Here is a 13,663-nt window from a genome sequence, read left to right as displayed (position 1 = left end):
GTTGTATAGCGTTTATTTCACATCATATGTAAAAAACACTAATTCCTTATGTACGAGAATCATTATACCATCAAGTTTCGACAAATTAGCGATAAATTTTATTACATTTATGTTTCAAACAGATGTCAAGTCACACATCATTTGTCATTTTTCTTAAGCGTGTAAAAAAACTGTCGATATTATTTTCTTAATATAATCTATCAAACAAAAAAAGAGTCGATTAAATAAATCGACTCTTTAAAATTTACTATTCTAGAATATCATCAATATATTTCATATATTTCGTCAAAGTTGCCGGAGAGATGCCGAATCGGGCCGCTGTGTCTTTTTTCGTGTCTTGCTTGCCATGGGCTTCTTTCCAAATATAACAGATGGCTGCTGCCCAGCCTTTCTCATTCTTCAACGGAGCGGCTGCACGAATTTGCTGGATGACATGGAAAACCCAGCAGCTCATGACTTCTGTTTTCATCTCTTCTTTTTCAGCTTGCTCTAATAGTTTGACCGTTTGATAGGCGAAAAGTGCATCCTCTGAAACGTCAGCAGCCCCAGAATCTCCATTTAGAAGCAGCTTTACAAAATGATTTTCAAAAGAAGCGGTGATTCTCTTTGAGCGTATCACCGCTTCAAGATGCTCCGTTTCTCCCTTTGTGCTGCTGATATAATAGGCTGCGAGACGCTGCTCCACAGATGAAGGAAGAGCTTCCCTCCGCTCTATCCAAGGCGCCGGGCGGTCTTCGCCGGGATATTGCGACTCGACTTTTCTCCAGATCGTCTCGGCAAAGTCGGTATGTCCCGTAAAATAAGCAGAGCAGGAAAGCCAGTAAAAGAAGGTGTCGTCACCTTCAAAGCCGGTTTTATATAATGATTTGAGCCATTTATATCCGATCTCGTAGCGGCCGACAAGCGCCAAAGTAGCACCCAATTTATAACGCTGCTCCATTAGCATCGGATAGACATTGGAGAGCTGATCACTCAATTCCGCCACTTTTTCATCTTCTCTTTCATAATAGTAGAAAACGAGAAGATTGCATAAGGCGTGAAGATTTCCTTCATTATGAGAAAGCACTTCATAAGCGGTTTGCTTCGCTTTTACAACGTTTCCTGAATAGAAGTAGGCAAGCGCGAGATTGTTGTATGCTGACCAAAGCTCCGGATATTCAGCTGTGATTTCCTCAAGCGCCGCAACCGCTTCAGCAAGCTGGCCGCTTTCCAGCAATGACTTTGCCCGATCCTGTTTCACCAGCAGTTCATCCTGGTCATACAACGAATCCTCAATGCCGTCGTCTCCTAAATCGAGCAAATCAAGCAGACTATCGTTTTCTTCGGCGAATTCACCATCCGGGTCCGCATCAGAATAAGCGGCCGCTTCTTTATAAGCTTCCTGGAAGAGCCCCAGATGGGCAAAGTTATTCGCTTTAAAGTAATGGCACTCCGGCATTTCGGCCTCCAGATTTGCCATGATATAGTCAAGAAGATCGTTCGACTCTTGATACTGGCCCATTTCCGAATAAATGACCGCAAGCTGTGAAAGCATCTCTGAATCCTCCGGCTCCAAATGAACCGCGCGCTGAATCAGTTTGCTTGCCCGTTTTAGATTGCGCTCTTTATACGCTTTCAAGCCTTTATGAAAAAAATATTGTCCATCTTGAAGCAGCTGGACAATTTGTGCGTGATTTTTATGTTCAGAAGTGTGTTTTCCCACAACTACCCTCCGTTTTATACAATATTACCGTCAGTAGTATACCATAAATCGTAAGCCCCTCAATAGTTCAAAAGGAAGGATTGGGAAAATCCCTCCTCTTTTTTATTGGCTGATTCGACCAGAATTTACCCGGCTTTGTTTTCTAAGTCCGCATTCATTTTCAGCTGCTGTTCAGCAAAATCCCGATAAAGTCCATGGGAAGCCATTAACTCATGGTGTGTTCCACGGCCGGTAATTTCCCCTTTTTCAACAAACAAAAGCTGGTCCGCATCTACAACGGTAGATAATCGGTGAGCGATAACAATCGTTGTGCGGCCCTCCATCAGCACCTCCAGCGCCTGCTGAACTGATTTTTCAGATTGGCTGTCGAGACTTGAGGTAGCTTCATCGAGCATAAGAATGCTTGGGTTACGGAGAAGCGCTCTCGCAATCGCGATTCTTTGCCTTTGTCCGCCTGACAGCATAATGCCGCGTTCGCCCACTTCTGTATCAAACTGATTCGGCAGCTCCTTTATAAAATTGAGCGCATATGCCATCTCCGCGGCTTTTTCGATCTCAGCATCCGTCACATCTCGTTCTAACCCGTAGCAAATATTTTCTCTGATTGTCCCGGACATTAACGGGCTTTCCTGCGATACATACCCGATGTGCTCCCGCCACGATTCAAGCGAATAAGTATCAATCGGCTCGTCCCCCAGCCGAATGGACCCTGCAGTCGGAGAATAAAAACGTTCAAGCAGCTTAAACAGCGTCGTTTTCCCCCCGCCGCTCGGACCGACAATCGCTGTGACTTTACCTGCTTCAATGACAGCGCTGACCTCTTTTAAAATCAGCTGATCAGGCTTATATTCAAAAGACACGCGATCAAGCTGGATAGGCAAATGCGCATTTTCAATTTGTTTTCCTGTCACTGTATCTTCCTCTTCCTCTGCCAAAATCTCAATCATTCGTTCTGTTGCACCGATTGATTTTTGCAGCTGTGTGAAAAACGTTGTAATCTGGCCCATCGGCATAATAATTTGAAACAAATATAAAATAAAAGCCACGAGCGCTCCGGCTGTGAGCTCGCCTGATGAGACCTGCATGCCGCCATATCCGATCACTGCGACTAGCGCTGCCATTAACACGAGTGAAATAAGCGGGCCGACAAGCGATTGAACCTTGGCTTCACGAACTCCAAGCTTAAATAATGAGGAAATCCCCATCTTCCCGCGTCCATATTCGACATCCTCCGCATTTGAAGCCTTAACGAGTCTGATTTCCGGGAGAATTTGATTCAGCAGGCCTGTAAAACGAGCCGTTTCATCTTGTGTTTCCCGTGAGATAGAAAACATCTTCCGGCCAATCGGCATCAAGATGAGAGCGGCCAGCGGAACGACCACTAACACAAGCAGTGTCAGCTTCCAGTTCATAATAAACAAGATTGTCAATGATCCAATGACAGAAATGATGCCTGTAATAAACCCGCTGATATGGGTTGTAATCAGTTCTTTGACCACCATCGTATCATTCGTTACACGGCTGACTGTTTCCCCGGAAGCATTTGTGTCGAAATAAGAGACAGGAAGCTTAATTAATTTCTTCCATAATAAATCCCGCAGCCCGGAGATGATTTTTTGTCCATTATAGTTAAGCGCATAGGTGGCATAAGCGCTTAAACCGGCCTGAACGAAAAACACAAGCGCGATCAAACCGATTTGCGTGCCTGACAGATTTGACATAGAAAAGCCATCGACAAGCTGCTTTGTTAATAATGGTATGAGCAGGCTGACCAGTGTGGTCACAATACTGAGGACCAGCGCAAAGGCAAGCTTTCCATAAGAAGGATTGGTCCGTCTTACTAAGGCAAAAAAGGGTTTCAATTTACTTTTAGATTTTTGTTTCTTGGTTGGCATATATTTTTCCTCCTGTTTCAGCGTTCAGAAAGGTGAAATGTATAGCAAAAGGATGATTTTTACTCTTTCTCAATCATATCAATGGAGAAAGACTTTTTCAGTATATTTTTGCGGTGATCAAAATAAAAATCTCCCACTCATTGTTTGAATAGGAGATTTTTATGTTAGACATCTTTCACAGGCTTCTTTTTTCTATAAGTCAATGTTACCTCCTGCTGTCGCAGGTCTTCTATTATCATTTTGTATCGATCAACTTTTGCAGTATGTTCTTCTTTTATCATCTCAAGGGCGGCTTTTCGTTTTTCGCTTTTAGACTCAAGCTCTTTTTTTATTTTTTTTACAATCAACCCTTTTTGCCCTTTGATTTCCTCTTTTAATGAAGACTCAAATTTTTTTGTCAGGCTGAGAAAGTCGTTGATCGGTTGATTGAGGGTGCCCGCTTTCCCCTTCATTTCATCTTGGGTAAGAAACATATAGGTCGTTGATACAATTTCTGTTTCACTTTCTGAAAATAAGGAAGTCACTCTTCATATTCCTCCTAAGGCTGAAAATCAAATAACTGAGAAATCATTTCTTCTTTTTCAAACAGCTTTTCAATACTCTCGCGGATATTTTTGATAAAATCTCTTTTTTCTGTTGTCTGTTTTTTTAATTCAGCAACAATTCCATCATTAGCAGGAAGCGCACCTGTGTGGAATGATTCATGAACTGAGATTTTCTCCAATTTATCGAATGTGTGGCTGAAACCAGCTGCAAGCCGGAATTGAAGATCGAAGGCATAATGCGAAGGGTTTTCTTCCATATGATGAATAGCCGTGATGATCGCCTGCTTTTTGTCTATGAAGTCTTCATCGATTTCCTGGCTGTAAACCTTCTGGTACTTAGAAATCGCATCTTCCATATCTTCAACGATTTTCATACCGTTTTGATAGATTCTGACAGCGGATGAGAGATTGACTTGAATCGTTTCTCCCGAGCCGCTCTTCCCTGTAAAATAAATATCGGAGCCTTTATAGCTGAAGCCTTTTTCCTTTGACAAGGCGTTGAGCATTTGAACGATACTGTGGCCGTCGACGATAAGTTTTAGTGCGTCTTTTGTTTCTGTGTCGAGTGTTTCAAATGCATCTTTTAATTCATTAACACTGCCTATTAACTCACAGACATAATAAACAATTGCAACTACATTATTAGTAGAAAGTGCGTATTTTAACTGTTGATATTGAATTTCTATATCGCCTATCTTACTATTAACAATTTTTAACTGTTTTTCGATACTCTTCCTTTGCGCCTCATCAATATACCCATTCTCTTCAAGCTGATCCACAACTGTTCCGCTATTATTCAAGATTGTATGAAAGAATTTGATAAAGGCCGGCATTTTTTCCCCGATATTTTTAACCATTACCTGTATATCACCAAACCGGTCTTTCACTATTTTCCCTTTCGCCACATTTCCATCAGCACTAAATATACTGCCGACAAGCTCTGCATCTATCCCGGTCGAAGCCATGATAAATCCGTTTAGCCCGCCTTTTTTATATTCATCCGAATACTTTCGTAAAAAAGTTTGGATAGAACGGACTTCCTCATCAGGAATCTTATCTATAATACTTCTGATTCCTTTGACATCTGTATTTGTATCTTTCATCTTTACATTGCCAAATGTAATAAAATCGGCCTTTCCGCTGACGCCATAAAGCGGGTCATCTTTAGAAATACGCTGGGTGATGTTTGCTGTGACGCCTTTGTCATTGTAGTATTGGGTGATTGCTTTTTTTAGCTGTTCTCGTGGAAGCTCTTTAAGCTCTTGACGACTAAGATCATATTTATTTAATAAAAAATCTACCAAATTTCTATCAGCTAATAAAAGTTGGTCGATACTTATTTGTGCCCCATTCACTCCATATACTTCATCAAATTCTCCATCAATTAATTGAGCTAATACTTGGTTATTATTAGCAAGAGAATGTCCTAGCGCAAATGTTCTTAATTCCTCGGAATTACCTGCTTTTTTCTTTGAATTCTTTACAAATTCTCTCGTAGCTCTGTATTGGTTATCATCAATACCTAAAAACAAACCAAAGAAATTATAAGACCAATCTGCGTTATCAGCACTCCCCTCAGAAATAATATGAAGCTGCTCTATATCATTTTTCTTTTCCTTTATATAAATCGCTGTACCATCATAACCAGAATCTCTAATCCGTTTATCTATGTTCTTATTTTCTTGAATAAGTTCGTGTGAAGTATATATCTCTATTTCTTTAGGAAGCTCCGAGTTAGTTTCTTCTTTATAGATCCTCCGTATTTCAGTTTCAAACTCTTCCTTGGCTTTTTTTACTTTTTCCGGATTGTTCGATGCAAACTTTTCTTTATAGGCATACTCTAAGTTAATTAAACGGAGCTTTACATTTTCATTTCCGAAAACATATTATTTTCCATCTCTAACCTCCTTGTTATTTCTTAAAAAGGTTATAGAGTTAATTAGTTTATCAGTTTTTTCTTTTGCTCGAGCTTCATCCAAAGTACAAGGTTTATCATCTTTTTTACAGCGGACTATAAAAGAATATACTATCCCTAGATACTCTTCTTCATTGGATTTTATATATCCAAAATAACGATAGGAAAAATTGTATTTACGATCACTGTTTTTAAAATTGCTTTTTTTTGTTGCTGCGTAAACTACTTTTCCGTCAGTTTGTTGCTTCTTAAAATTTCCTTTGTAACCATTCTCATTACTAATTTGGTCCAGCATTGTCTCTGGATCATTAATAAATGAAGATTTGTTATAGTAGCTTATTTGCGCATCTAAGAGAATATTTGATTTTTCATTATAGCTTTGAAACCCAATTGATTCACTATTTTCTCCATTTGACGCAGAATAATCAGGGAGATACTCCCCATCCTCCGGAAACAGCATCCTAAACCCTTTCAGCTTAGATTCCAGCAAATAATACCCCGGTTCCTCTTCTTTTGTTGACACCATGTACTCTCTCGTTTTCTCGTCCTGAAACGCAGGTACTTGAGGCAGATCCTTGGGATCCATGTCTTTTGGTTTTACCGCTTCTGTTTTATTGTCATTTGTGGTGTTTTTATCATTGTCATTCATACTGCATCCTCCTGTCAGGGCAAGTAATAAGCTGAAGCAAATAAAGATGATCTTTTTCATTACGAACCTCCACGGGTTTTGTGAGAATAGTATTCTATTTTTATACCAAAAATAATTCTATTGACCTGGTTAAGGGATGATTATTTCATCCTTTTTCATGTTACATCATGGCGGAATTTGGATAAATAGGAAATGAGACTCGGTTTTGATCTCCTTTTATTAACTAATCATGTATAACACCTCATATACCTCTAAATACCTATTACTTTTTTCACAAAACAAAAAGAGCCGTATCATACGGCTCTTTACTCTTCTTTCCCAGAATGGCGTTTTTTCAATACGTCAAGCACATCATCCAGCGGCAGGGCTTGTTCTCTGAGCAGGACAAGCAGGTGATACAGCAGGTCTGCCGCTTCCCATTTGAGTTCCTCGCGGTCCCGATTTTTCGCGGCGATGATGACTTCGGATGCTTCTTCTCCGACTTTTTTCAAAATCTTATCGACGCCTTCACGGAAAAGGTAAGTGGTGTAAGCTCCTTCAGGCATCTCCGCTTGGCGTTCCGCGATCACGCGCTCCAGTTCGTTCATGATGTCGAATCGGCTTGCGGCCTGTTCTTCTGTTTGTTCCTTCGTAAAACAGCTGTAGCTGCCAGTGTGGCATGCCGGGCCGGACGGCTCTACAAGTACGATCAATGCGTCCTGGTCGCAGTCATACCGGATACCTTTGACGGCTTGCGTGTTCCCTGAGGTTTCTCCTTTATGCCATAACGCTTGGCGTGAGCGGCTGTAAAACCATGTTTCCTTCGTTTCCAGCGTTTTTTCGTACGATTCCTTGTTCATATACGCAAGTGTCAGCACTTCTTTGCTTGCCGCATCCTGCACGATGGCAGGAATTAATCCCTCCTCGTTAAAACGCAGTTCATCTGCCTGTTTCATCTCACATTCACCCCGTACTCTTTCAAGTATGATTTCACTTCTTTAATCGATGTTTCTTTATAATGAAAAATTGAGGCGGCCAGCGCGGCATCGGCTTCTCCTTTTGTAAAAGCCTCAAGCATATGCTGTGCGTTTCCCGCGCCTCCCGAAGCGATAACAGGGACGGGGACAGCTTCGGAAACAAGCTTTGTCAGCGTGTGGTCGAAGCCTTTTTTCTCACCATCAGAGTCCATGCTTGTCAGCAATATTTCTCCTGCACCGCGTTTGACGCCTTCTTTTGCCCACGCGGTGACTTCCCAATCTGTTTTCTTTCTGCCGCCGTGCGTATAGACCTTATATGTGTCAGATTCTTTATCATACTTGGCATCAATGGCAAGAACGATGCATTGAGAACCGAAAAACTCGGCTCCTTCTGCAATCAGCTCAGGGCGGAGAACAGCTGCCGTGTTCACCGACACTTTGTCCGCTCCGGCACGCAGTATCGTTTTCATATCGCTGAGCTGATTGATGCCGCCGCCGACTGTAAACGGAATGGCAAGCTTCGCGGCAACCTGCTCCACAACGTCAACCATCGTCTTTCGTCCTTCATGCGAGGCGGAGATATCAAGAAAAACAAGTTCATCCGCACCTTCCCGGTCGTACACTTCGGCGAGTTCAACTGGGTCACCGGCATCCTTCAATTCGAGAAATTGAATTCCTTTGACAACGCGTCCTTCTTTGACATCAAGGCATGGAATAATCCGTTTTGTGATCATTTGCGCTTCACCCTTTCAAGCGCCTCACAAAGCGTAAACTGATTGGTATACAGCGCTTTTCCGATGATCGCTCCAGAGACGCCGTCCGCCTCATAGCGGGCGAGGGCTTCGAGATCCGTGACGGAGCTGACTCCGCCTGAAGCGATCACCGATTTCCCCGTTTCCTTCGCAAGCTCGACCGTGCTTTTAACATTAGGGCCTGACAGCATTCCGTCTGTCGCGATGTCAGTAAAAATAAAGACTTCCGCTCCTTCATTGGCTAGCTCTTTGCCCAGTTCAGTTGCCTTAAGGGTTGATGTTTCCAGCCATCCCTCTGTTGAAACAAAGCCGTTTCTCGCATCCAGTCCGATTGCAATTTTCTCGCCATATTGTTTCAGCATTTTTTTGACAAACGGAGGGTTAGAAACTGCTGAGCTTCCCAGGATCACCCGATCGACTCCTGCTGATAAATATTCATAGACGTCTTTTTCGGAACGGATCCCGCCGCCGATTTCGACTTTCAGGTTCAGCTTTTGCGCAATCTCAATCACATGGCGGTCATTCACTCTTTTCCCTTCTTTGGCTCCGTCGAGATCAACGAGATGGATCCATTCGGCACCCTCTTTCGCAAATAACTCAGCCATGTCGTACGGTGAATCGCCATATATCGTTTCCTTATTATAATCCCCTTGAACAAGGCGGACACATTTGCCGTTTCTCATATCAATTGCCGGATATAATGTAAAAGCACTCATTTTTTCACCTTCTGTTCTGCTGCCATTTTCGTAAATTGGGTTAAAATAGACATGCCGACCGTGCTGCTTTTTTCCGGGTGAAATTGGGCGCCGAAGACGTTCCCTTTTCCGACTACTGCTGGCACTCGCACACCATAATCGGCGCTTGCCAGAAGCGCATCCCCTTCCATCCCGTCAATGTAATAAGAATGAACAAAGTAAGCGTAGCCTTGTTCTGTTTCAGACAGCAGCGGAGATTCGTTATGAAAGGAAAGACGATTCCAGCCCATATGCGGAACCTTCAGCTTGTTTCCTTTTTCATCTTCTGCTTTTAGCCTGACTGCTTTACCTTTTAGCAGCCCGAGCCCTGAAGCGGTGCCGTTTTCTTCGCTTTCTTCAAATAAAAGCTGCATGCCAAGGCAGATCCCGAGAAGCAGCCTTCCCTCTGAGACCATATCGTGAATCAATTGATCAAGCTTCGTGTGGCGCAAATTGTCCATCGCGTCTCCAAATGAACCGACTCCCGGCAAAATGAAGGCATCAGCTTCTTTCAGCTCCTCCGGCTTTTCAGAAACAAAATACGGTACGCCGACACGCTCAAGCGCCTTTGAGACACTGTATAAATTGCCCATTCCGTAATCTATTACGCCGATCATTTACAGCATCCCTTTCGTTGACGGTATTCCTTTAACACGCGGATCGATCGTTGCCGCTTCATCAAGCGCGCGTCCCAGCGCTTTAAAAACGGCTTCAATCATGTGGTGGGTATTTGTGCCATAATGAACGATGACGTGCAGGTTCATTCGAGCTTCTAGCGCCAGCTTCCACAAAAATTCATGTACAAGCTCCGTATCAAAAGTTCCGACTTTAGCAGCCGGGAAATCAGCGCGCATTTCTAAGTGCGGCCGGTTGCTTAAATCAATCACAACTTGAGCAAGTGCCTCATCCATCGGTACAAACGCCGATCCGTAGCGTTTGATTCCCTTTTTATCACCCAAGGCTTCGAGCAGCGCCTGCCCTAAGCAGATGCCGATGTCTTCGGTCGTGTGGTGATCATCTATATCAACATCGCCCTTTGCGTTAATCGAAAGATCGAATTGCCCGTGTTTCGTGAATAAATCCAACATATGTGTCATAAACGGCACATCTGTTTTGATATCCGCTTGTCCCCCGCCGTCTATTGTAAATGCCAGCTCAATATCTGTTTCGTTTGTTTTCCTGACGCGTTCCGCTTTTCTCATTTAGAAATCCTCCGTTCTCTCGCTTCAATTGATCTGGCATGGGCTTCTAACCCTTCCAGTCTGGCAAAAGCCGCGATGCTTTCGGCATGTTCTTCAAAGGCTGATTGACTGTAAGAAATAATGCTCGATTTCTTTTGAAAATCTGTTACGTTTAATGGACTTGAAAATCTGGCTGTTCCGTTTGTCGGAAGCACATGGTTCGGTCCGGCAAAATAATCACCGACAGGCTCGGGACTGTATCTGCCTAAGAAAATGGCACCCGCATGTTTGATACTCCCAAGCAAAGCTTCCGGAGACTGTGTGATGATTTCTAAATGCTCTGGCGCGAGTGTATTGACAGTATTAATCGCTTCCACCATTGTTTCCGCCACATATATACAACCGTAATCTCTCACTGAAGCTTCCGCTATTTCTCTACGCGGCAAGGTTTTCAGCTGCTTACTTACCTCGGCTGAAACCGCCTCGGCCAGCGCCATGGAATCTGTGACAAACACACATGAGCTGAGCTTATCGTGTTCCGCCTGTGACAGCAGATCGGCTGCAATTTCGCTCGGAATCGCTGTTTCATCAGCCAGCACGACGATTTCACTAGGTCCGGCAATCATATCGATATCGACATCGCCGAACACTTCTCGTTTGGCAAGCGCGACATAAATGTTGCCCGGACCCGTGATTTTATCCACCGGCTCAATGGTTTCTGTTCCGTATGCTAACGCTGCAATCGCCTGAGCGCCGCCCATTTTGTAAATGTCTTTTATGCCCAGCTCGGCTGCAGCAACCAAAACTCCAGGAGACAGCAGACCGTCTTTTCCCGGAGGCGTGACGAGAACGATTCTATCCACACCCGCTGTCAGCGCCGGAATGACATTCATCAAAACAGATGAAGGATATGCAGCCGTTCCCCCCGGCACATATACACCGGCGGAATCCAGCGCCGTCACTTTCTGCCCCAGCATTGTGCCGTCCTTTCTGTGATAAAACCAGGAGGATTGCAGCTGTCTTTCGTGATATTCCCTAATATTTTCGATTGCCTGCCTAATCACCTGAAGAAGACGTGAATCCAGTGAGGTGTATGCCTCCTCAAATTCTTCTTTTGTGACCAGCGGGCTGTCTATTTCGATGCCGTCAAATTTCGCCGTGTAGCTGCGAACCGCCTGATCACCGTTTGCTTTAACATCTTCAATAATGGACCGGACCGTCTTTCTTTGCTCTTCCGTTCCGGCATCGATGGAACGCTTGAGAGAAAGCCGTTCCGTTCCGCTGATGGTTTTGATCTTCATTTTGCCGTCTCTCCTTCCACAACGAGAGATAGGCGGGATGCCATTTCGTCAATCACATCGTCTTTCATGCGATAGCTAACCGGATTGACAATAAAGCGAGAGGTAATGTCACAAATGTGCTCCGTTTCAACAAGCCCATTTTCTTTCAGCGTCTGTCCTGTGGAAACAATGTCCACTATCCGATCTGCAAGCCCAATGAGCGGAGCCAGTTCAATTGAACCGTTGAGCTTAATGATCTCGACTTGTTCTCCCTGCTCTCTGAAATAACTGGAAGCCACATTTGGATACTTTGTCGCGATTCTTGGCGCTACGCCGCTCCAGTCTGTATTCGGAAGTCCGGCGACAGCTAAGTGGCATTTGCTGATTTTTAAATCCAGTACCTCATACACATCGCGTTCCTCCTCCAGCATGACATCCTTGCCCGCAATTCCGACGTCTGCCACGCCATGCTCCACATACGTGGTTACGTCCATCGGCTTCGCTAATATGAAACGGAGATTTTCCTCCGGCACATCGATGATCAGTTTTCTCGAATCTTCAAACTCCTCAGGCAGCCTGTATCCTGCCTGCCTCAGCAGCCCTGCCGCTTCTTCAAATATCCGGCCCTTTGGCATCGCCATTGTGAGTAACTTACCCATTTTGCTCTTCCTTTCTGGCACCGATAAAATAAGTGACGTTTGCAAAAGATTTTGTCATCTGGTCGATATTTTCTATTCCCGATAAATCTTGAAGAACCACTTTGTTCCCTTTCATGCGTTCTTCATTCGCATAAGCGATGGCTTGCGCCCGCTGCTCTTTGCTGAAAATAACAGCGTCTATATCACAAGGTTCGTCTTTCATATGAAGGGATTCAATCAGCCGGTCGATCCGAAGCCCGAAGCCTGTTGCCGGTGCAGGTGAATCAAAATGGCCCAGCAGCTTGTTGTAACGGCCGCCGCTTCCAATGACAAAACCGACATTCTCGGCGTACACTTCAAATAAAATTCCTGTGTAATAGCTCATGTGGCTGACCATATTCAGATCCAGGCGGACATTTTCCGTACATCCGTAATCCTCAAGAATGTCCCACAGCGCCTTCAGCTCATCAACCACGCTTTTTCCTTGCGCAGAATCGACGATTTCTTCGGCACGTCCGCATACTTCTATACCGCCCCGCAGTTCAAGGAGCTCAAGCAGCCTGCTTTTATCAATGGAGGAAAGCGGGAGAGACTTGACATGCTCTCTGTAACCGACGTAGTTCTTTTCATATAAGAACCTCCGCAGCACATCAGCTCGTTCAACGTTCCCGAGCACCTCAACAAACAAAGCATCCGCAATGCCGGCATGGCCGATGGCAATTTTAAAGGATGCCAGCCCAGCGTTTTTCAATGCCCCGACGACTAAAGCAATGACCTCCGCATCCGCGCTCGTCGTGCCGTCACCGATTAACTCCACTCCGACCTGCTCGAACTCAGCCGGACGTCCGCCTTCACGCTCCTGAGCCCTGAATACATTTGCCGCATAGCCGACTCTTAGCGGATGACCGTGTTTCAGAAGCTTTGATGCCGCCACCCTTGCAATCGGCCCCGTCATATCCGGGCGAAGCACCAATGTCTTGCCGTCCTGATCAAGTAGCTTAAACAGCTGCTGCTCTTCAATTGCTGACTGGACGCCAACGGTATCGTAAAACTCCAGTGTCGGCGTTTCCATAAATTGATATCCCCATTTATCAATCAAATCGGTTAACGATCGTCTCACCTTTTTTTTCGTTTCGTATAAACCGGGCAGTGTATCTCTCATGCCGTGCGGTTTTTCAAACATAAACATCAACCCGAGCACCTCCGCTGTTATCTTATGAAGGAAAATTCCGAATCCTTTAGTTCGCTAATATGATAATATGTTAGCAGATGAAAGAATGAAAATCAACGCTTAACTTCAGTTAGGATTTTTTTAGTTCAAATATCCTTCTCCTCATTATGAAAAATTCATGAATAATGTATTAAAGGTACGTAATATCTCAAATTCTTTATGTTTGGCATGCTATAATACAAATC

13 protein-coding genes are annotated in these 13,663 nt (G+C 44.1%); all 13 read right to left on the bottom strand.

Going from position 1 to position 13,663, the window contains the following annotated elements:
- Positions 1 to 247: 247 nt before the first annotated feature.
- Entirely contained in the window at positions 248 to 1,702 is a 1,455-nt protein-coding gene (locus ACQVGT_RS03305; RefSeq protein WP_015384743.1) for a tetratricopeptide repeat protein, read from the bottom strand.
- Positions 1,703 to 1,827: 125 nt separating this feature from the next.
- On the bottom strand, positions 1,828 to 3,597 hold the full coding sequence (bmrA, locus tag ACQVGT_RS03300) for a multidrug resistance ABC transporter ATP-binding protein/permease BmrA (protein ID WP_015384744.1): 1,770 nt from the start codon (positions 3,595 to 3,597) through the stop codon (positions 1,828 to 1,830).
- Between the two features lie 164 nt (positions 3,598 to 3,761).
- Entirely contained in the window at positions 3,762 to 4,121 is a 360-nt protein-coding gene (locus ACQVGT_RS03295; RefSeq protein ID WP_015384745.1) for a hypothetical protein, read from the bottom strand.
- A gap of 14 nt (positions 4,122 to 4,135) precedes the next feature.
- Positions 4,136 to 5,992 carry a DUF6792 domain-containing protein gene (locus tag ACQVGT_RS03290; RefSeq protein ID WP_046340269.1) on the bottom strand — a complete coding sequence of 619 codons (1,857 nt, stop codon included), beginning with the start codon at positions 5,990 to 5,992 and terminating at the stop codon, positions 4,136 to 4,138.
- A gap of 36 nt (positions 5,993 to 6,028) precedes the next feature.
- Entirely contained in the window at positions 6,029 to 6,766 is a 738-nt protein-coding gene (gene yvcA, locus ACQVGT_RS03285) for a lipoprotein YvcA (protein WP_015384747.1), read from the bottom strand.
- Between the two features lie 245 nt (positions 6,767 to 7,011).
- Positions 7,012 to 7,641 carry a bifunctional phosphoribosyl-AMP cyclohydrolase/phosphoribosyl-ATP diphosphatase HisIE gene (gene hisIE, locus ACQVGT_RS03280; RefSeq protein WP_015483748.1) on the bottom strand — a complete coding sequence of 210 codons (630 nt, stop codon included), beginning with the start codon at positions 7,639 to 7,641 and terminating at the stop codon, positions 7,012 to 7,014.
- Positions 7,638 to 8,396, bottom strand: a complete 759-nt coding sequence (gene hisF / locus ACQVGT_RS03275) for an imidazole glycerol phosphate synthase subunit HisF (RefSeq protein ID WP_015384749.1) — start codon at positions 8,394 to 8,396, stop codon at positions 7,638 to 7,640. The genes hisIE and hisF overlap by 4 nt, the downstream gene beginning before the upstream one ends.
- Entirely contained in the window at positions 8,393 to 9,130 is a 738-nt protein-coding gene (gene hisA / locus ACQVGT_RS03270; RefSeq protein ID WP_015384750.1) for a 1-(5-phosphoribosyl)-5-[(5-phosphoribosylamino)methylideneamino]imidazole-4-carboxamide isomerase, read from the bottom strand. The genes hisF and hisA overlap by 4 nt, the downstream gene beginning before the upstream one ends.
- A complete protein-coding gene (gene hisH / locus ACQVGT_RS03265) occupies positions 9,127 to 9,765 on the bottom strand; it encodes an imidazole glycerol phosphate synthase subunit HisH (RefSeq protein WP_015384751.1) in 639 nt (212 codons plus the stop codon). The genes hisA and hisH overlap by 4 nt, the downstream gene beginning before the upstream one ends.
- Positions 9,766 to 10,350 carry an imidazoleglycerol-phosphate dehydratase HisB gene (gene hisB, locus ACQVGT_RS03260; RefSeq protein WP_015483749.1) on the bottom strand — a complete coding sequence of 195 codons (585 nt, stop codon included), beginning with the start codon at positions 10,348 to 10,350 and terminating at the stop codon, positions 9,766 to 9,768.
- A complete protein-coding gene (gene hisD / locus ACQVGT_RS03255) occupies positions 10,347 to 11,630 on the bottom strand; it encodes a histidinol dehydrogenase (RefSeq protein ID WP_015384752.1) in 1,284 nt (427 codons plus the stop codon). The genes hisB and hisD overlap by 4 nt, the downstream gene beginning before the upstream one ends.
- A complete protein-coding gene (hisG, locus tag ACQVGT_RS03250; RefSeq protein ID WP_015251138.1) occupies positions 11,627 to 12,268 on the bottom strand; it encodes an ATP phosphoribosyltransferase in 642 nt (213 codons plus the stop codon). Before hisG ends, hisD begins: the two co-directional genes overlap by 4 nt.
- Entirely contained in the window at positions 12,261 to 13,436 is a 1,176-nt protein-coding gene (locus tag ACQVGT_RS03245; protein WP_491798037.1) for an ATP phosphoribosyltransferase regulatory subunit, read from the bottom strand. The genes hisG and ACQVGT_RS03245 overlap by 8 nt, the downstream gene beginning before the upstream one ends.
- Positions 13,437 to 13,663 lie beyond the last annotated feature (227 nt).

Source organism: Bacillus sp. SCT118 (genome assembly GCF_058566435.1).
The sequence above is the reverse complement of the archived record's forward strand: the minus strand, read 5'-3'. Positions and strand labels throughout refer to the sequence as shown.